This is a genomic window from Rhodococcoides fascians A44A (genome assembly GCF_000760735.1).
GTDB lineage: Bacteria > Actinomycetota > Actinomycetes > Mycobacteriales > Mycobacteriaceae > Rhodococcoides > Rhodococcoides fascians_E.
Window position 1 is genome coordinate 981,390 of record NZ_JMEX01000005.1, and the last position, 19,439, is coordinate 1,000,828.

The following is a 19,439-nucleotide window of genomic DNA, read 5'->3' on the forward strand; positions in this document are numbered from 1 at the left end:
CCATGAGAGGACGGCCCTACACCTGTGATTGTTTGTCGGTACCACGGGGCATCATGGTGGGATGGCCGGCAAGAGAACCAACGCGCACCAGGTCGACCCGGCGCTGGCCAAGTTCTCTCCCGCCACACAGGAGTGGTTCACCGGCGCGTTCGACGCCCCCACGGCCGCGCAGGCGGGTGCCTGGGAGGCTATTTCCAGTGGTCGGCACACTCTTGTCGTCGCTCCGACCGGCTCGGGTAAGACCCTGTCCGCGTTCCTGTGGTCCATCGATCAGCTCACGGTCCGTGACGTGCCTGCGGAGCGCAAGACGACGGTTCTGTACATCTCGCCGCTCAAGGCATTGGCCGTCGACGTGGAGAGAAACCTCCGCGCGCCGCTCGTCGGGGTGACACAGACGGCCAAACGGCTGGGCCTCGAGCCACCGGACATCTCGGTCGGAGTCCGCTCCGGTGACACCAGTCAGGCAGATCGTCGGGCCATGCTGAAGACTCCGCCGGACATATTGATCACGACCCCCGAGTCTCTGTTCCTGATGCTCACCTCCGCGGCCAGAGAATCTCTCGACTCGGTCGAGACGGTCATCGTCGACGAGGTCCATGCAGTCGCCGGCAGCAAGCGTGGCTCGCACCTCGCGTTGTCCCTGGAGCGTCTGGATCTGCTGCTCGGCACACCCGCGCAGCGGATCGGGCTGTCGGCGACGGTGCGGCCCCACGAGGAGGTCGGACGGTTCCTCACCGGCGCCGCCCCCATCGAGATCGTTGCTCCCCCGTCACCGAAGACGTTCGATCTCACGGTTCAGGTCCCGGTCGAGGACATGACGGAACTAGGTGTCGTGGAGACAGCGGAAGGTGATGCCTCGGCTGCGCCGCAGCACGGATCGATCTGGCCGCACGTCGAGGAGAAGGTCGTGGACTTGGTTCTCGACCACAAGTCGTGCATCGTGTTCGCCAATTCCCGACGCCTGGCCGAGCGTCTCACCGCTCGCCTCAACGAGATCTATGCCGACCGTCTCGGCGACGGGGTCGACAGCGCCCACGGCCCCGCGCCTCTCATCGGTAGCTCCAGCGACGTGGGCCACGGTGCCGAACCGCTGCTGGCACGTGCGCATCACGGCAGCGTGAGCAAGGATCAGCGCGCCCTCATCGAGGACGATCTGAAGACCGGACGCCTGCGGTGCGTCGTGGCGACCAGCAGCCTCGAGCTCGGAATCGACATGGGCGCGGTGGATCTGGTCATCCAGGTCGAAGCACCGCCCTCGGTCGCGAGCGGTCTGCAGCGCGTGGGGCGTGCGGGTCACCAGGTGGGTGAAATCTCCAAGGGAGTGCTGTTCCCCAAGCACCGAACCGACTTGATTCATTGTGCGGTGACGGTCGAGCGGATGACGACGGGCAAGATCGAGGCACTGTTCGTTCCCGCGAATCCGCTGGACATTCTGGCGCAGCAGACGGTGGCGGCGTGCGCGCTCGAGCCCATCGATGCACACGACTGGTACGACGCGGTGCGTCGGACCGGGAGCTTCGCCACTCTGCCCCGGTCTGCGTACGAGTCGACCCTCGACCTGTTGTCCGGTCGGTACCCGTCGGACGAGTTCGCCGAGCTTCGCCCTCGCCTCGTGTGGGACCGTGACGCGAACACGCTGACGGGCAGGCCCGGCGCGCAACGCCTCGCCGTCACCTCCGGTGGCTCCATCCCGGACCGCGGCTTGTTCACGGTGTACATGGTGGGCGAGAAGGCGTCGCGTGTCGGCGAACTCGACGAGGAGATGGTGTACGAATCCCGTGTCGGGGACGTCTTCGCGCTCGGTGCGACCAGTTGGCGGATAGAAGAGATCACTCACGACCGGGTCCTCGTCAGCCCTGCATACGGTCAACCCGGACGACTGCCGTTCTGGCACGGCGACGGACTCGGGCGTCCCGCCGAGCTGGGCCGCGCCCTGGGCGAGTTCCTGCGTAGTACGTCCGAGCGAGAAAATCTCGAACAGCGTCTCGCCGGTGACGGCCTCGACCCCAACGCCGTGACCAATCTCGTTGCATTGCTGGACGATCAGAAGGAAGCGACCGGGCAGTTGCCCACCGACCGAACAATGATCGTGGAGCGGTTCCGGGACGAGCTCGGAGACTGGCGTCTGGTGCTGCACTCGACCTACGGGCAGCAAGTGCACGCACCGTGGGCACTGGCGATCGGAGCACGGCTGATCGAGAGATACGGAATCGACGCGGCACCCACTGCGTCCGACGACGGCATCATCGTCCGGCTCCCCGACACCGAGGACACGCCGCCCGGCGCGGATCTGTTCGTGTTCGAGAAAGACGAGATCGCCGACGTCGTCACCGAACAGGTCGGTGGATCGGCGCTCTTCGCATCACGCTTTCGCGAATGCGCCGCTCGTGCACTGTTGCTGCCGCGTCGCAATCCCGGCAAGCGCGCACCGCTGTGGCAGCAACGGCAACGTTCGGCGCAACTGCTCGATGTGGCGCGGAAGTACCCGACGTTCCCCATTCTGCTCGAGACGGTCCGTGAGTGCCTGCAAGATGTCTACGATCTGCCCGCGCTCGAGGACATTCTCGCGCAGATCGGACGGCGTCAGATTCGCATCGTCGAGATCGAGACCCCGACCCCGTCTCCGTTCGCGAATTCGTTGCTGTTCAACTATGTCGGGGCGTTCATGTACGAGGGCGACAGCCCCCTCGCGGAACGCCGTGCCCAAGCCCTGTCCCTCGACTCGACGCTGCTCGCGGAACTGCTCGGACGTGTGGAGCTGCGCGAGCTCCTCGATCAGGCCGTCATCGAGACGACGGAACTGGAGCTGCAACGCCTCGCCGAGGACCGTCGTGCCAAGGACATCGAGGGTGTCGCAGACCTCCTCAGGATGCTCGGGCCGCTGACCACCGACGAGGTGGCTGCCCGAACGAACGGCGAGGAATCGCCGATGTGGTTGGCAGAGTTGGTCTCCGCGAAGCGCGCCATGGAGGTCACGTTCGCCGGCACGTCCTGGTGGGTGGCCATCGAGGACGCCAGCAGGCTGCGCGACGCACTCGGTGTGCCCCTTCCCATCGGGACGCCCGCCGCGTTCATCGAACCGGTCGACGACCCCCTGACCGACCTGGTCAGCCGGTACGCGCGCACCCACGGACCGTTCTCGGTGGACGACCTCGCCGAGAGGTTCGGCCTCGGAATCGCTGTCGCGCGAGCATCTCTGGCGGGGCTCGCCGCCGACAAACGGATCATCGAAGGTGAATTCCGTCCGGACCGAGCAGGATCGGAGTGGTGCGACGCCGAAGTCCTGCGCCGCCTGCGGCGGCGGTCCCTCGCCGCGGCGCGCCAGGAAGTGGAGCCCGTCGCCACCGCCACTCTCGGCCGTTTCCTCCCTGCGTGGCAGCACGTGCAGAGCAGGCAGCTCTCCGGAATCGACGGAGTCGCGGCGGTCGTCGAGCAGCTTGCCGGAGTGCCCATTCCAGCCTCCGCGTGGGAGTCGCTGGTGCTGTCCTCCCGTGTACGGGACTACTCGCCCGCAATGCTCGACGAGTTGACCTCGACCGGTGAGGTTCTGTGGTCCGGCCACGGGTCCATCACGTCCAAGGACGGATGGGTATGCCTGCACATGGCGGACACCGCTCCCCTGACCTTGGCTCCTCCTGCGGAATCGGATCTCTCCGAACTACAGATCTCGATACTCGACGCCGTCGCTGCCGGTGGCGCTTACTTCTTCCGGCAACTCTCCGACACCGTCGGAAGCACGGACGACGACAGTCTGCATGCGGCGCTGTGGGAGTTGGTGTGGGCGGGCCGAATCGGCAACGACACGTTCGCGCCGCTGCGGGCACTGCTGAACTCGACGACGCGAGCAGCCCCCAGCCATCGCTCCCCGCGGAGGACCCCACGGCTGCGGTCGTACCGACGGTTCGAGCGGCCGTCGTTACCGACCCGCACCGGTCCGCCCACTGCGGGCGGCAGGTGGTCACGCGTCCCCGAGATCGAACCCGATGCGACCATTCGCGCGCACGCCACCGCGGACGTACTGCTCGAGCGATACGGCGTTGTCACGCGAGGTGCGGTCATGAACGAAGGTGTGCCCGGGGGATTCGCGACGATGTACAAGGTGCTGACCACCTTCGAGGACTCCGGACGTAGCAGGCGCGGTTACTTCGTGGACACCCTCGGTGGTGCTCAGTTCTCCACATCCGAGGTGGTGGACCGACTGCGCAGTTACGAGGAGCGAGAGAAGACAGGCGCGCTGGTGCTCGCCGCCTGCGATCCTGCCAACCCGTACGGCGCGGCGCTGACGTGGCCCAAACGCGACACGGGCGAAGATGGACCGGGACATCGACCGGGTCGCAAGGCAGGCGCGCTGGTCGTTCTGCACGAGGGCGAGCTCGCGTTGTACGTGGAGCGCGGCGGCAAAACCGTTCTCACCTTCTCCGACGACGATGCGGTGACGGCTGCTGCCGCCGGTGCGCTCGCCCAGGTCGTCAAGCGCGGCGGGGTCGACAAATTGCTCGTCGAACGCGTCGACGGGCAAGAAATTCACGGCACCGGCTTCTCCCGAATGCTGACGGACGCAGGATTCTCCGCCACCCCTCGCGGCCTACGGTTGAGGAACTGACGTGCCCGAAGGCGACACCGTGTACCGCTCGGCCAACAGACTGCGCACCGCACTGGAAGGCAAGGAACTCACCGGCTGCGACATCCGTGTTCCGCGTTACGCCACAGTCGATTTCACCGGCCAGACCGTGCACTCGGTGCAGTCGCGAGGTAAGCACCTGCTGATCGGGGTAGACGATCATTGGATCCACAGTCACCTCAAGATGGAAGGAACCTGGCAGGTCTACGAATCGGGCCAGCGGTGGCGTCGTCCGGCGTTTCAAGCTCGGATCATCCTGACCACGGACACGTCGCAGGCCGTCGGCTTCGAGCTGGGTGTGCTCGACATCGTCGAGGACGCGAACGACGCCGTCGGGTACCTCGGCCCGGATCTCCTGGGGCCGGACTGGGACGCGGCACTGGCCGTACGAAATCTGGAATCGGATCCCGAACGCCCCATCGGTCTCGCTCTCCTCGATCAACGCAACCTTGCCGGGCTCGGCAACGTCTACCGCAACGAGATCTGTTTTCTTCGCGGCGTCGATCCGCGCACACCGGTGAAGGACGCAGGGAGCATCGCCAAATTCGTCGACCTCTCCTTCCGCACCATCATGGCGAACAAGGACCGCAACCAGCGAGTCACCACCGGTGACCGCCGAGCGGGGCGCCACTTCTGGGTGTACGGACGAGAGAACAAGCCCTGCAGACGATGCAGCACCTCCGTCGAATTCGGGTTGTTGGGAGACAATCCGCTCGAGGAACGCCAGATCTATTCGTGCCCGTATTGCCAGCCTCGTCCCAGCTGATCCACAGGTTCGACTCTCACCATCGAGTCATGATCTTCCTGGCAATTCTCACCCTGACCGTGATGGCGGTGTCCGGTGCCGTGGCATCCCGTGCGCCCCGGAGCCTCGTTCGGACCCCGGAGCGACGGTGAGCGTCACTTCGTCAGTGGCTGTACCGGCTCCAGGATTTCCTGGCGCGCCTCGGGAGCTACGACGCGCAGGGCGTCGGCCGATTCGTCGTCGGGCTGCATCTGAGACTTGACCTCGGCTTCGACGCGAGCGGTGTAGGTCTCCACCTCACGGTCCACGGTTGCGTCGTCCCAACCGAGGATGGGTGCGACGAGTGCCGCGACCTGACCGGCGCAGTTGACGCCGCGGTGCGAGTACTCGATGGAGATGCGCGTTCGCCGAGACAGGATGTCCTCGAGGTGAAGTGCCCCCTCGGCTGCCGCAGCGTACACGGCCTCGACCTGGAGGTAACTGGGCGCGTCGGTGATCGGCTGCAGCAGTTCCGGCTTGTCCTTGGCCAGTTCGAGCACCTCGTCGATCAAAGAGCCGTAGCGGTCCAGCAGATGCGTCACCCGGTACGGGTGGAGTCCGTACATCTCCGCGAGGTGATGGGTCTGGTTGACGAGCGCGAAGTATCCGTCGGCGCCGACCAGCGGCACCTTCTCGGTGATCGACGACGCGACCCGCGCCGGGATGTCGTCGGCGGCGAGGTCGACGGCATCCTCCGCCATGACGCGATACGTCGTGTACTTTCCGCCCGCGATCGCGACGAGTCCGGGCGCGACGCGCGCGACCGCATGCTCACGGGACAGTTTCGAGGTCTCGTCGCTCTCCCCTGCCAGCAGCGGACGAAGTCCGGCGTAGACACCGTCGATGTCCTCGTGCGTCAACGGAGTGACCAACACCGAGTTGACTTCACCGAGGATGTAGTCGATGTCCGCTTTGGTTGCTGCCGGGTGCGCCAGATCCAGCTTCCAGTCCGTGTCCGTCGTCCCGATGATCCAGTGTGCACCCCACGGAATGATGAACAGCACGGACTTCTCCGTGCGCAGAATGATCGCGGCCTCGCTGACGATGCGGTCGCGCGGAACCACGATGTGCACGCCTTTCGACGCGCGCACGCGGAAGCGTCCTCGCTGCGAGGACAACGCCTGGATCTCGTCGGTCCACACACCGGTGGCGTTGATGACGACGTGGCCACGCACCTCCGTCGTCGCACCGTTCTCCGAATCGCGCACGCGCACACCGGACACTCGGTCGGCTTCACGCAGGAAGCCGACGACCTGGGTGGACGTACGCACGACGGCGCCGTAGTGAGCTGCGGTGCGCGCGACGCTCATGGTGTGGCGTGCGTCGTCGACGACGGTGTCGTAGTAGCGAATCCCACCGATCAAGGACTTGCGCTTCATGCCGGGAGCCATCCGCAACGCACCGGAACGAGTCAGATGCTTCTGCGCCGGAACGGATTTGGCGCCGCCCATGGTGTCGTAGAGGAAGATTCCGGCCGCGATGTACGGGCGTTCCCACACGCGATGTGTCAACGGAAAGAGAAATTTCAGCGGCTTCACCAAATGCGGCGCGAGCGTCGACAGCGACAGCTCACGCTCGTGCAGCGCCTCGCGCACCAGGCCGAACTCGAGCTGCTCGAGGTAGCGAAGGCCACCGTGGAACATCTTCGACGATCGACTCGACGTGCCCGACGCGAAGTCGCGTGCCTCGACGAGCGCTACCTTCAGGCCGCGCGTCGCGGCGTCGAGTGCAGCGCCCGCGCCGACGACTCCACCGCCGACCACGACCACGTCGAACTGTTCCGAACCGAGAGCCTGCCACGCGTCTTCACGTGCCTGCGGACCAAGGAAGGTGGTGTTCGATCGGTTGCTCAAGAGCTCGCTCCCCACGTGGATGGTTCGTTTGTCCGTCTGTCGGCGCCGAATCAAGGCTACCGTTCGAGGCGAGTACCCGCCCTGTGCATCGCACCTACGTAAGGAGAGACGTGACCTCCGACACCTTCATCGCTTCGATCGACCAAGGAACGACCTCGAGCCGGTGCATCATCTTCGGCCACGACGGGAAGCCCGTGGGGTCGGCACAGAAGGAGCACGAGCAGATCTTCCCCCGGGCGGGCTGGGTCGAACACGACGCCGAGGAGATCTGGGTCAACGTACGCGAGGTGGTCGGCGCAGCGCTCGGCAACGCCGACGTCAAAGCAGAGAACATCGCCGCGGTCGGCATCACCAATCAGCGTGAGACGACTCTGGTGTGGGACCGCGCGACGGGAAAGCCGGTGTACAACGCGATCGTGTGGCAGGACACTCGAACCGACGAGCTGTGCACCCGGTTGGCCGGTGACGAGGGAACGGACCGATATCAACACATCACCGGACTCCCCCTCTCCACGTACTTCGCCGGGCCGAAGGTTCGGTGGATCCTGGACAACGTCGACGGCGTACGTGAGCGCGCCGAGGCCGGTGAGTTGTGCTTCGGCACGATGGATTCCTGGGTCCTGTGGAACCTGACCGGAGGCACCGACGGCGGAATCCACGTCACCGACGTCACCAACGCCTCACGCACATTGCTGATGGATCTCGAGACGTTGCAGTGGCGCGAGGACATCTGCGCAGACTTCGACATTCCCGTCTCGATGCTGCCGGAGATCCGCACCTCCTCGGAGATCTACGGCGAGGTACGCCCGAAAGGAGTGCTTGCCGGAGTACCGATCGCCGGCATCCTCGGCGACCAGCAAGCCGCCACGTTCGGCCAGGCGTGCCTCGAGCCCGGTGAAGCGAAGAACACCTACGGAACCGGAAACTTCCTACTGCTCAACACCGGAACCACGCCCGTCCGCAGCGAGCACGGACTTCTCACCACCGTCTGTTACAAGCTGGGAGACAAGGACACCGTCTACGCCTTGGAGGGTTCCGTGGCCGTCACCGGCTCGCTCGTCCAGTGGCTACGTGACAACCTCGGAATCATCAAGAACGCGAAGGACATCGAAGACCTGGCGGGCACCGTCGACGACAACGGCGGCGTCTACTTCGTGCCCGCGTTCTCCGGGCTGTTCGCGCCGCGCTGGCGCCCCGACGCCCGCGGCGTGATCTCGGGACTGACCAGATTCGCCAACAAGGGCCACATCGCACGAGCAGCATTGGAAGCCACGGCGTTTCAGACCAGGGAAGTGATCGACGCGATGCGCGCCGATTCCGACGTCGAACTGACCACGCTCAAGGTCGACGGCGGGATGGTCGTCAACGAACTGCTGATGCAGTTCCAGTCGGACATACTCGGCGTTCCCGTCGTGCGCCCCGTCGTCAACGAAACCACCGCACTGGGTGCGGCATACGCTGCCGGGCTCGCCGTCGACTACTGGAGTGGCGAGGACGACATCCGCGCCAACTGGTCGGACGACAAGACGTGGGAGCCCGACCTCGACCCCACCGTTCGTGACGAGATGTACGCCCGGTGGAATCGAGCGGTCGAGCGCACCTACGACAGCGCGTGAGCCGACGCCAACCTGCGCACGGCCTCGTGTAGAACGTCGGGTTCGGCGCTGGCGAAGCACAACCGCATGGCGCCTTCGTACACCCTGTCGTCCGCGAAGGCTCTACCCGGGACGAACGCGACGCCGTGATCGAGCGCTCGCGGAAGCAGAGCCGTCGCGTCGGTACCGTCGTTCAGCGTCGCCCACACGAACATGCCGCCGTCCGCAGGCGGCACCGACATGGCGTCACCGAACGTGGTGGTGAGAGCACGATGCAACGCGGCTGCGCGGCTGCCGTACTCGGCCCTCAACGTGTCCAGGTGCGCGGTCAACCACGGTGAGTCGCTGAGGAGCCGTGCCGCAATCTGCTGCGTCATCGACGATCCGCACAGGTCCGCGCCCTGCTTGAGCAGCTCGACGGCGTCGCACACGGGTTTCGGCGCGACCAACCACCCCACCCGCAGCGCGGGCGCCAGAATTTTCGACGCGCTCGACAGTCTGATGACGCGGTCCGAGTGCGACGCGATCGGTGCCGGAGGCTGTGCGTCGAACCAGATCTCCCCGTACGGGTCGTCCTCGAGAATCCAGAAGCCGTACCGTTCGGCCAGTTCGGCGAGTGCGCGTCGGCGATCGGCCGACATCGTCACTCCCCGCGGGTTGTGGAAGTTGCTGACGGTATGGACGAGGGCCGGCCGAAGCCCTTCTGCCAGCAGCCGTTCCAACGCTGTGACGTCCATGCCCTCGTTGTCGATCGGAACCGCACGGACGTCGGCGCCGGCAATCGAGAAGACCTGCAGGGCACCGGTGTAGGCGGGTTCGTCCACGACGACGACTGCCCCCGGGTCGACCACTGCTTGCGCGACCAGCGTCAAGGCCTGCTGCGAACCGTGCGTGACGACGACCTCGGACGCGTCGATTCTGCGTCCGATCGCGGCCGATTCGCGGGCGGCAACGATGTCTCGGAGCCCGCGAACGCCGGAGGTCTCGCCGTACTGGACCGACGCAGTCTCGGCCAGAACGTCGTGCGCGGCGTCGCGAATCCGTTGCAGCGGAATCAATTCCGTGGCCGGTAGCCCGCCCGCCATGCTGATCACGTCACCTCGCGCGGTGAGCGCGAGAAGATCACGAATGGCGGAACTGTGCACGGTGTCGAGTCGGCGTGCCAGGGTCGGAAAGGTAGAAGTCATGAGATCTCCCCGTGTCGGATGCGTCTGAAAGAACCCGAGGATCGACTGGGGTGTGGAGGAGCCGGATGGTGGTCGGCTCCTCCACTATGTCATGACAAATCAAAATATGAAATGCGGATCTCACATTTCGAGACAGCAGCTAGTCCAGGTCGTCGTGCCGCATGAGCTGACGAGCAGCTTCGGTGATCGATCCGGTCAGCGACGGGTACACCGAGAACGTCGCAGCGAGATCGCCCACGGACAGGTTGTTCTGCACGGCCATCGCGATCGGCAGGATCAGTTCCGATGCCGTCGGGGCGACGACGACGCCGCCGATGACCACACCCGTCGCGGGGCGGCAGAAGATCTTGACGAAACCACGCTTGAGGCCGGACATCTTGGCCCGCGGATTGGTTGCCAGGGGAAGCATGACGGTCCGGGCCGGCACCTCACCCTTGTCGATCGAGGACTGACTGACGCCCACCGACGCGATCTCGGGACGCGTGAACACCGCCGAGGCAACGGTTTTCAGCTTGATCGGCGTGACGCCCTCACCGAGAGCGTGGTACATCGCGATGCGGCCCTGCATCGCCGCGACCGAGGCCAGAGGCAGCAATCCGGTGCAGTCGCCTGCGGCGTAGATACCGGCCACGGACGTACGAGAGACGCGGTCGACGCGCAGGTAACCACCCTTGTCGAGCTCGATCCCCACGTTCTCCAGCCCCAGCCCGGAGGTGTTGGGAACCGAACCGACCGTCATCAGAGCGTGGGATCCCTCGACCGTGCGTCCGTCGGCCAGTTTCACGATGACACCGTTGTCGGTGCGCTCCACCGAATCCGCGCGGGCATGCTTGACGAGGGTGACGCCCCTCTCGTTGAACGCGTCCTCGAGCACCAGCGCTGCATCCTCGTCCTCGTGCGGCAACACACGATCACGGCTGGACACGGCGGTGACCTTCACGCCCATCTCCGTGTACGCCGAGACGAACTCGGCACCGGTCACACCGGAGCCGACGACGATGAGGTGCTCGGGAAGTGCATCGAGATCGTAGAGCTGACGCCAATTGAGAATGCGCTCACCGTCGGGCTCGGCGCCCTTCAGGATGCGCGGGCTCGCCCCCGTCGAGATGAGTACGACGTCGGCGTCGAGGATCCGCTCGGACCCGTCGGCGAGCGTCGCGCGAATCTGATGCGCGGCCATTCCCACCTTCGAGTCGATCAGCTCACCTCGACCCGAGATGAGCTCGACGCCCACCGATCGCACACGGGCGGCGATGTCCGCGGACTGCGCCTGCGCGAGCGACTTCACACGCTCGTGGATCTGCGGCAGAGCGATCGCCGCCTGCGACGGGTCGAGGGCGATGCCGAGATCGCTCGCGCGCCGCATCTCCGTTCTGATGCCGGTCGACGCTATGAAGGTCTTCGACGGCACACAGTCCCACAGAACACACGCACCACCGATCCCGTCGGCGTCGACGAGCGTCACCGTTCCCCCGTGCTGCGCCGCCACCAGTGCTGCCTCGTACCCAGCGGGTCCGCCACCGATGATCACGATCCGCGTCGTCATTGATCCTCTTTCTGAAGATTGGGGGAGCCTCGTTGCTGACATCGAGGCTATTCCAGTGACGCGCGTCATGCAGTGGTAAGGATTACTTCACTTCGCCTCGACCAGCACGAATGCCACGATCCGGGGTCGGCCCGCGACCGACCGCACGCCGACGGTTTAGGCTGGCCGACGTGCCAATCTATGCCGCCTACGGATCGAACATGCATCCGGAGCAGATGTTGCAGCGTTGCCCTCACTCCCCGCTGTCCGGAACAGGATGGTTGCACGGGTGGCGCCTGACGTTCGGTGGCGGCGATATCGGCTGGGAAGGTGCGCTGGCCACCGTTGCACCCGATGCAGACGAGAAGGTCTTCGTCGTGCTCTACGACGTGTCGGACGAGGACGAGCAGAGCCTGGACCGGTGGGAAGGCTCGGAGCTCGGCATCCACCGCAAGGTTCGCTTGCGTGTCGACACCGCGGACGGGCCGGTGCTCGCGTGGCTCTATGTGCTGGACGCCTACGAGGGAGGTCTGCCGTCCGCGCGCTACCTCGGGGTCATGGCCGAGGCAGCGGAGATCGCCGGGGCGCCCGCCGAGTACGTCCGAGACCTCCGCACGCGCAACAGCAGGAACGTCGGACCCGGCACCCCCTAGCTCACGTCAGTGGGGGTCGAGGGCGATACCGGTCAGTACCTTGACGCCCACCCCGAGAGCGCGCTCGTCCAGGTCGAACGTCGGTTGGTGAATGTCGAGCTGGGGTCCGGAGCCGGACCACACTCCCAGCCTGGCCATGGCACCCGGAATATCTTCCAGATACCAGGAGAAATCCTCGCCTCCGCCGGATTGAGGCGTGTCCGCGAGCGCCGTCGGCCCGAGCCTGCGGATGGCGTTCTCGAACGTTCGCGTCACCTCGGGTCCGTTGACCACGGGCGGAACCCCGCGCCGGTAGTTCAGTTCGAATCGGACGCCCGTCGGGGCGAGCAAGCCCGCGACGATTTCCGTCACCAGTGGCTCGAGAAGTGCCCAGGTCTCGTGATCGCCGGTACGGACGGTTCCGGTGAGCATGCCTGTCTGCGGGATCGCGTTCGGTGCCTGACCCGCGACAACTGCGCCCCACACCATCACCGTGCTGGTCCGCGGGTCGATCCGCCTGCTGAGCATGCCGGGCAAGCCGGTGATCACGGTTCCGAGTGCGTGCACCAGATCCGCCGTCAGATGCGGGCGGGACGTATGACCGCCCGGGGAGTCCAGGCGTAGTTCGACGGTGTCGGCCGCGGACGTGATGGCGCCGACGCGCACTCCCACCTTGCCGACCTCGAGCCTCGGGTCGCAGTGCAGTGCGAAGATCTTGGACACACCGTCGAGACCGCCGGCGGCGACCACGTCGAGGGCACCACCGGGCATGACTTCCTCGGCGGGCTGGAAAATGAGCCTGATCCCGAACGGCAGGTCCGGCAGCGACGCCAACGCCAGCGCCGTGCCGAGAAGTACCGTCGTGTGGGCGTCGTGTCCGCAGGCGTGGGACACACCGGGGACCGTCGAGCTGTACGACGCGCCCGTGAATTCCTGCAGCGGCAACGCATCCATGTCCGCGCGCAGCGCGACGCGAGGGCCGTTGGGTCCGATGTCGCACGTCAGTCCCGTTCCGCCCGGCAACAATTTCGGGCTCAGGCCGGCGGCTTCGAGTTTCTGGACGACGAACGCAGTGGTGGCGAACTCCTGGCGAGCGAGCTCGGGGTTGGCGTGAATGTGACGACGCCACTCCGACAGCTCGTCGGTGTGGTCGAGGATCCATTTGTCGACGAGGGCGAACCGATCGTCGGTCGACGCGATCGTCATCTGCTCGCCCGCGCTTCCGCGCCGTCGAGCAGGCGATCGCGCACAGCCGGGTCCTGTGCCGCGCGCACTGCTGTTCGCGCGAGCAACCGCGCTCCGTCGAGCACCGCGGTATCCGCCGACTTGGTGATGCAGGCTGCCGCGAACTCCGGTTGATGCGTCACCGCACCTGCCGAATCCAAGCCTATGACCGGGTGGATCCCCGGCAGAACGTTCGTCACATTTCCCATGTCGGTGCTGCCCAGTGGGCGGAATCCTTCCAGTTCGGGTGCCAATGGTGAACGACCGATCGCTTCGGCCTCGCGCCGGAACTGCGCGACCAGCCACGGGTCGGGGGTCAGTTCCTCGTACGTCGGTGACACGGTGCGGATCTCGTGAGTACAGCCTGTGGCGACAGCCCCCGCTTCGAAGCAGCCGAACGCTTTGCGCGTCAGAGCCGCAAGCGATTCCGACGACGTCGCCCGCAGGTAGTACAGAAGCTCGGCATGGCCGGGAACGATGTTGGGCGCCAGCCCACCGTCGCCGACGATCCCGTGCAGTTGCTGTCCCGGCGACAGGTGTTGGCGCAGAAGGCCGACGGCGACCTGCGCGACGGTGACGGCGTCACCGGCGTTGATTCCCCACTCCGGGGCAGCCGACGCGTGTGCCGCGCGCCCGGTGTACGTCACCGCGACGTCCGACAACGCCAACGATGTCGCCCCGACGATGTCGAACGGGCCGGGATGCACCATCAGCGCCGCACCGACACCGTCGAAGACCCCGCGTTCGAGCATCAGCACCTTGCCGCCGCCGCTCTCCTCGGCGGGAGTGCCGAGAAGACGCACGGTGATGCCGAGGCTGTCGGCGAGCGGGGCAAGAGCCACCGCTGCACCCGCAGCGGCTGCGGCGATGATGTTGTGTCCGCACGCATGGCCGATCTCCGGTAGTGCGTCGTACTCCGCGCAGATGCCGATGACCAAATCTCCGCTACCGAACGTCGCCGTGAATGCGGTGGGAAGATCGGCCACACCGCGTTCGATCTCGAAATCGTGGGCGGCGAGTAGATCGGTCAGTTTGGCGACACTTCGATGCTCCTCGAACGCGAGCTCGGGCTCGGAATGAATCGAGTGCGACAGCGCGAGCAGCTCTGGTGCGGCGCGGTGGACACCGCTGTCGGTCTCATCGATCACCGCACCAGTCTGTCACTACTGGTTTCCGAAGCTGAAGTTGCTCTCACCGGTCGGAATGTTCAACGCTGCGAGGACGTCGGCGTGGATCCCTGCCTTGATCCCCGCCAGGTTCTTCCCCCGCGTGCTCGTCGACGCGGCGGCCCGCTCGACAGCAGCGACCAGCACCTGATCCTCGTCGACGGCGGCGTCGGCGATCCCCGCCGCGACCGCGTCCGCACCTCCGTAGCGGCGTCCTGTCGTCATGGCCTCGACCGCGGTCTGCTTCGGCAACCGGCCGTTGACGAGGGCGGACATGCCCACCGTGAACGGCATGTTCAGGTTCACCTCCGGAAGGCAGTAGAACCCTCGGTCGGCCCGCACGATCCGAAAATCATGCGCGGTGGCCAACATGGCACCTGCGCCGAACGCATGGCCCTGCACCGCGGCGATCGTCGTCATCGGAAAGGTCAACAGCCGTGTGTAGAGCGTGTGGACGCGGTCGAGGTAGGACGTGATCTTGTCGAGGTTGGCGAACAGCCAGTCGGTGTCGAGTCCGTTGGTGAAGAACTTGCCGGTCGCCGTCGTCACCAGCGCCGCCGGGCCTTCCACGGCCTCCACCTCGTCGAGCAGTGCGTGCACACGGTCGATCCAGTCGGGATGGAAGCGGTTCTCGTTGTTCTCGGGACCGTCCTGGTCGCCGAGGAAGAGAATGTGGACGTCACCGTTGCGCTCGAGATATGGCATGCGGCAATCCTACCCATCGGTAACATGCGATGGTCCAAGAACCACGGGACACCCATCTCCTAGGGTGGTCAACCGTGGGAACTTCTGACTCGAACTCCAGCACTGCAGACCCGACGGTCGACCCGGCCGGTGCCGCCGCCGGCGCTGCGCAGGCCATCGCCGACGCGACCGGTGTCGCCTCGCACTCGGTCGCGATCGTGCTCGGCTCCGGGTGGCAGGCCGCAGCCGACCGATTCGGCGCACCGACCGCCACGGTGTCGATGAGCGACCTCCCCGGGTTCGCCCCGCCGTCGGCGTCCGGGCACTCGGGCACCATCACATCCGTGAAGGTCGGAGACACCGACACCCTGCTGCTGCAGGGACGCACCCATGCGTACGAGGGCCACGAGCTCCGCCGTGTAGTCCACCCGATTCGCACGGCCATCGCGACGGGTGTCGGCACGGTGGTTCTCACCAACGCCGCGGGCGGAATCCGCGAGGGCATGAGCGTCGGACAGCCCGTGCTGATCTCCGATCACCTGAATCTGACGGCGCGATCCCCACTGATCGGGGCAGAGTTCGTCGACCTCGTCGATGCCTACTCGCCCGAGCTGCGTGCCCTGGCCCAGGACATCGATCCGACCTTGGAGGAGGGTGTCTACGCGGGCCTGCCAGGGCCGCACTACGAGACTCCTGCCGAGATCAGGATGCTGCGAGCGCTCGGTGCGGACCTGGTCGGTATGTCGACGGTGCACGAGACCATCGCCGCACGTGCGCTGGGCGCCCGTGTCCTCGGCGTGTCCCTCGTGACCAACCTTGCAGCCGGAATGACCGGCGAGCACCTCGATCACAAGGAAGTACTGGAAGCCGGGAAGGCGTCGGCGGAGCGGATGGGCGAGCTGCTGCACCGCCTGGTCGGCGCACTGTGACCTCCGACCTTCAGGCGCAGGTCGCGGCGTGGATCGCCGCCGATCCCGACCCTGCCACCCGAGAAGAGCTGGCCGAGCTCCCGGAAAGCGAACTCGCGGAACGATTCTCGGCACCACTGAGTTTCGGCACTGCAGGACTGCGAGGCGCAGTGCGTGCAGGCCCCAACGGCATGAACGTCGCGGTCGTCACCCGCACGTCCGCCGGAATCGCAGCGTGGCTGCACAAGCAGAAGCTCGACGGAAGCACGGTCGTCGTCGGCCGCGATGCGCGACACGGTTCCGATGCCTTCGCAACGGCAGCCGCCGAGGTTTTCGCAGCACAGGGCTTCGACGTCGTCCTGCTCCCCCGACCACTGCCGACACCCGTCCTCGCGTTCGCCGTGCGAGCCCTGAACGCCGAGTTGGGCGTCCAGATCACGGCGTCGCACAATCCCGCCGCGGACAACGGATACAAGGTGTACCTCGGTGGAGGCGCGCAGTTGGTTCCGCCCGCAGACAAAGAGATCGAGGCGGAGATCGCCGCAGTCGGTCCCGCCGCCGACGTCCCACGAACCATCGTCTTCTCCGGTGGCTCCGACGTCACCGCACGCTACCTCGACACGATTGCGCCCCTGGCACGTTCGACCGAACGCGGCATCCGCATCGCACTGACGCCGATGCACGGCGTCGGCGGCGAGGTCGCGGTCGCAGCGTTACGCAGCGCCGGATTCCGCGACATCTCATTCGTGACAAGCCAATTCGACCCAGACCCCGAGTTTCCGACGGTGGACTTCCCCAACCCGGAGGAGCCTGGCGCCGCCGACGCCGTGCTCGCGCTGGCCCACGAGATCGAGGCAGATCTGGCGATCGCGTTGGATCCGGACGCGGATCGCTGCGCGATCGGTGTCCCGGGCCTCGACGGGTGGCGCATGCTCAGCGGTGACGAGACCGGTGCACTGCTCGCGGAGCACATCCTGAGCAACGCACCTCCGAACTCGTTGGTGGCCAACACCATCGTCTCCTCGCAGTTGCTGTCGAAACTTGCACCGGCCCGGGGTGCGCGCTACGCACGAACCCTCACCGGATTCAAGTGGCTCGTCCGTGCGGGTGACGGCCTGGTGTACGCCTACGAGGAAGCGATCGGGCACTGCGTCGACCCACAGTCGGTCAATGACAAGGACGGAATCTCCGCTGCCGTGATGCTGGCAGATCTCGTTGCGACGCTGAAGCAGAACGGACGCACGCTCCTGGACGCTCTCGACGATCTCGCCGTCGAGTTCGGAGTGCACGCGGGCGCACAGGTGTCCAAGCGAGTCGAGGACACCGATCGGATCACCCGGATGATGGCGGATCTGAGGCACGCTCCACCGACCGACTTGGGCCCTCGCCCACTCACCGTCACGGATTATCTGCAGAATGCAGGCGCGCTGCGCACCGACGCGGTGGAGCTCGCCGGACAAGGCGTACGCATCATCGTCAGGCCGTCCGGGACGGAGCCCAAAGTGAAGGCGTACCTCGAGGTCGTCGAACCCGTGGACTCCCGCGAGGGACTGGCGGACGCACGAGTCCGGGCGCAGGCGGCGCTCGACGAACTGAGGGCCTTCGCGCAGGACCTGTGACCTAGAACAGTGCGGTCTGGACGGCGGGAAGGTCGGACGTGTAGTCCCCGAACCTGATTCGGCGCCCTTTCAGCGCGTGCAGATCCACCACGTACGACGTCTCGTCGGCAGCGTCTCGTCCCGTGGTCGACGTGGTGATGTCCACGATGGCCGTTTGACCGATGCAGGCATTCACGGTGAATCCGTGCGGGCCGCTCGTGAGGTCGCCGGGGTAGGCGAGCCGGTTGCCGGAGGCAAGGTCGCGGAACCCTGCCACCTCCCAGGATTCGGTGACGACGCGATACCCGGGGTCGTCGGACACCGGAGCGAGGTCCTCGCGCACCGTCGTCGCCAGTGACGCCGTCGCAGCACCCAACCGTGCAGTGTCGACGGGGAGGGCCAGGGCCGCGGCCTTCGCCGACGACCGGACGGCTTGGCGTACCTGGAGTCGCTCGGTGACGCGATCTTCGAGCACCCGTACGATCTTGCCGTCGTCGGCCCGCGCCACGTACTCGGCGCAGACCGCTCCCTGCTCGGCGAGCCTGCCCCATTTCCTGGTATCCGCTGCGGTACCGACCTTGTGCACTCCGCCCGCGAACGTCGCGATGTACAACCAATGCGGTTGCATCACATGAGGTTCGAGATCCTTCGACACGAATCCTCCGCGGTGGACGGTGTGCACGAACCGGAACGGATCCTTCGACTCGCACTCCTCGCACTGACTACCGCTGTCCACGGGACGCTGATCGGGGCACGGTACATATCCGGGCGCCGCCCCGAACGCCACACGCCCGGTGCACCAGCGCTGGGCACCGAGCGCGTGGAACCCGAGATGCCCGCCGCGCAGATCGACCGTTCTCACCTCACGCGACTCGACGTCCAGCACACGCAACCGAGGGTCACCCTCCTGCGCGGGCCAGGTGACCCCGAGGACCAGCGAGACGCTCAGCGTGGACCGAACTGACGGTCACCGGCGTCGCCGAGCCCGGGAACGATGAAGGCATCCTCGTTCAGACCGTCGTCGATGCTCGCGGCGACCAGTCGCACCGGCAGTCCCGACGCCTCCAACGCCGCCACGCCCTCCGGTGCGGCAACGACGCAGATGCACGTCACATCCGCTGCACCCCGCTCGACGAGCAATTCGATCGTGTGAACCATGGACCCGCCGGTCGCCAGCATGGGATCGAGCACGTACACGGGCGTCGTCGACAGGTCGTCGGGCAGCGATTCCATGTACGGCACCGGCTGGTGCGTCTGCTCGTCACGCGCCATCCCGACGAAGCCGACACGCGACTGCGGGATGAGACCGCTCGCTTTCTCGACCATCCCCAGTCCTGCGCGGAGGACGGGAACCAGCAGTGGCGGCTTGCTCAGCCGCGTGCCACTGGTGACGGCGACCGGAGTCTTGACGTCGAACGTCTCGATCGCCGCGTCGCGGGTGGCTTCGTAGACCAACATGTGGGTGAGTTGGCGAAGGGCGGAGCGGAAGGTTGCGTTGTCGCTGCGCTCGTCGCGCATCCTCGTGAGCAGTGCTGCGGCCAGTGGATGTTCGACCACGTGAGTTTCCATGGATCCAAGGATAATTGTGGGAACCGATCGGCCCTCGGTTGCGTCGAAGATAAATGTAGGGATTTCCCTGCGCGGATCGAGCGGCTCCAGCAA

14 protein-coding genes are annotated in these 19,439 nt (G+C 66.1%); 6 read left to right on the forward strand and 8 right to left on the reverse strand.

The genetic code is table 11. From position 1 onward, the window contains the following. The first annotated feature begins 61 nt into the window (after window positions 1–61). Both BH95_RS08400 and BH95_RS08405 read left to right on the forward strand, forming a co-directional pair. Entirely contained in the window at window positions 62–4,603 is a 4,542-nt protein-coding gene (locus BH95_RS08400; protein WP_037181556.1) for an ATP-dependent helicase, read from the forward strand. Window position 4,604: 1 nt separating this feature from the next. After that, window positions 4,605–5,387 (forward strand): DNA-formamidopyrimidine glycosylase family protein, encoded by a 783-nt coding sequence (locus tag BH95_RS08405; RefSeq protein WP_037181558.1) that lies wholly within the window; start codon window positions 4,605–4,607, stop codon window positions 5,385–5,387. Window positions 5,388–5,521: 134 nt separating this feature from the next. Here the strand turns inward: BH95_RS08405 and glpD are convergent, their stop codons facing one another. After that, window positions 5,522–7,258: a glycerol-3-phosphate dehydrogenase gene (glpD, locus tag BH95_RS08410; RefSeq protein WP_027498881.1), complete on the reverse strand. Its 1,737-nt coding sequence runs from the start codon at window positions 7,256–7,258 to the stop codon at window positions 5,522–5,524. Window positions 7,259–7,368: 110 nt separating this feature from the next. Between glpD and glpK the strand changes: the two genes are divergently transcribed. After that, complete coding sequence (gene glpK, locus BH95_RS08415) at window positions 7,369–8,874, forward strand: glycerol kinase GlpK (protein ID WP_020112167.1); 1,506 nt, start codon at window positions 7,369–7,371, stop codon at window positions 8,872–8,874. Here glpK and BH95_RS08420 read toward each other — a convergent pair. Together BH95_RS08420 and BH95_RS08425 are read right to left on the reverse strand one after the other, a co-directional pair. After that, the gene (locus BH95_RS08420) at window positions 8,859–10,040 is read right to left on the reverse strand and encodes an aminotransferase-like domain-containing protein (protein WP_037142801.1); all 1,182 of its coding nucleotides are present in this window, start codon (window positions 10,038–10,040) and stop codon (window positions 8,859–8,861) included. The two genes, glpK and BH95_RS08420, sit on opposite strands and share 16 nt — an antisense overlap. A 139-nt stretch (window positions 10,041–10,179) precedes the next feature. Then, complete coding sequence (locus BH95_RS08425) at window positions 10,180–11,586, reverse strand: NAD(P)H-quinone dehydrogenase (RefSeq protein WP_020112169.1); 1,407 nt, start codon at window positions 11,584–11,586, stop codon at window positions 10,180–10,182. Window positions 11,587–11,756: 170 nt separating this feature from the next. On the opposite strand from BH95_RS08425, the gene BH95_RS08430 reads away from it, so the two are divergent. Next, on the forward strand, window positions 11,757–12,218 hold the full coding sequence (locus BH95_RS08430; RefSeq protein ID WP_026347963.1) for a gamma-glutamylcyclotransferase: 462 nt from the start codon (window positions 11,757–11,759) through the stop codon (window positions 12,216–12,218). Between the two features lie 6 nt (window positions 12,219–12,224). Here the strand turns inward: BH95_RS08430 and BH95_RS08435 are convergent, their stop codons facing one another. The 3 genes from BH95_RS08435 to BH95_RS08445 are packed head-to-tail and all read right to left on the reverse strand — an operon-like array spanning window position 12,225 to window position 15,292. Continuing rightward, the gene (locus BH95_RS08435) at window positions 12,225–13,403 is read right to left on the reverse strand and encodes a M20 family metallopeptidase (RefSeq protein WP_037181560.1); all 1,179 of its coding nucleotides are present in this window, start codon (window positions 13,401–13,403) and stop codon (window positions 12,225–12,227) included. Continuing rightward, on the reverse strand, window positions 13,400–14,569 hold the full coding sequence (locus BH95_RS08440) for a M20 family metallopeptidase (protein WP_037181562.1): 1,170 nt from the start codon (window positions 14,567–14,569) through the stop codon (window positions 13,400–13,402). Before BH95_RS08440 ends, BH95_RS08435 begins: the two co-directional genes overlap by 4 nt. 15 nt (window positions 14,570–14,584) lie before the next feature. Then, the gene (locus tag BH95_RS08445; RefSeq protein ID WP_020112172.1) at window positions 14,585–15,292 is read right to left on the reverse strand and encodes an enoyl-CoA hydratase/isomerase family protein; all 708 of its coding nucleotides are present in this window, start codon (window positions 15,290–15,292) and stop codon (window positions 14,585–14,587) included. Between the two features lie 74 nt (window positions 15,293–15,366). On the opposite strand from BH95_RS08445, the gene BH95_RS08450 reads away from it, so the two are divergent. Together BH95_RS08450 and BH95_RS08455 are read left to right on the forward strand one after the other, a co-directional pair. Beyond that, on the forward strand, window positions 15,367–16,200 hold the full coding sequence (locus BH95_RS08450; protein ID WP_033190495.1) for a purine-nucleoside phosphorylase: 834 nt from the start codon (window positions 15,367–15,369) through the stop codon (window positions 16,198–16,200). Further along, a complete protein-coding gene (locus tag BH95_RS08455) occupies window positions 16,197–17,798 on the forward strand; it encodes a phospho-sugar mutase (protein ID WP_037160817.1) in 1,602 nt (533 codons plus the stop codon). The genes BH95_RS08450 and BH95_RS08455 overlap by 4 nt, the downstream gene beginning before the upstream one ends. A gap of 1 nt (window position 17,799) precedes the next feature. Here BH95_RS08455 and BH95_RS08460 read toward each other — a convergent pair whose 3' ends face one another. Then, window positions 17,800–18,663 carry a DUF2797 domain-containing protein gene (locus BH95_RS08460; protein WP_244164900.1) on the reverse strand — a complete coding sequence of 288 codons (864 nt, stop codon included), beginning with the start codon at window positions 18,661–18,663 and terminating at the stop codon, window positions 17,800–17,802. 59 nt (window positions 18,664–18,722) lie between these two features. Beyond that, window positions 18,723–19,346, reverse strand: a complete 624-nt coding sequence (gene upp / locus BH95_RS08470; protein ID WP_026347964.1) for a uracil phosphoribosyltransferase — start codon at window positions 19,344–19,346, stop codon at window positions 18,723–18,725. Window positions 19,347–19,439: the final 93 nt, after the last annotated feature.

Bases quoted from the DNA above. Each gene is read 5' to 3' on its own strand.
- BH95_RS08400 (WP_037181556.1), top strand. From the start codon at position 62: ATGGCCGGCAAGAGAACCAACGCGCACCAGGTCGACCCGGCGCTGGCC.
- BH95_RS08445 (WP_020112172.1), bottom strand. From the start codon at position 15,292: ATGCCATATCTCGAGCGCAACGGTGACGTCCACATTCTCTTCCTCGGC.
- BH95_RS08425 (WP_020112169.1), bottom strand. From the start codon at position 11,586: ATGACGACGCGGATCGTGATCATCGGTGGCGGACCCGCTGGGTACGAG.
- upp (WP_026347964.1), bottom strand. From the start codon at position 19,346: ATGGAAACTCACGTGGTCGAACATCCACTGGCCGCAGCACTGCTCACG.
- BH95_RS08435 (WP_037181560.1), bottom strand. From the start codon at position 13,403: ATGACGATCGCGTCGACCGACGATCGGTTCGCCCTCGTCGACAAATGG.
- BH95_RS08420 (WP_037142801.1), bottom strand. From the start codon at position 10,040: ATGACTTCTACCTTTCCGACCCTGGCACGCCGACTCGACACCGTGCAC.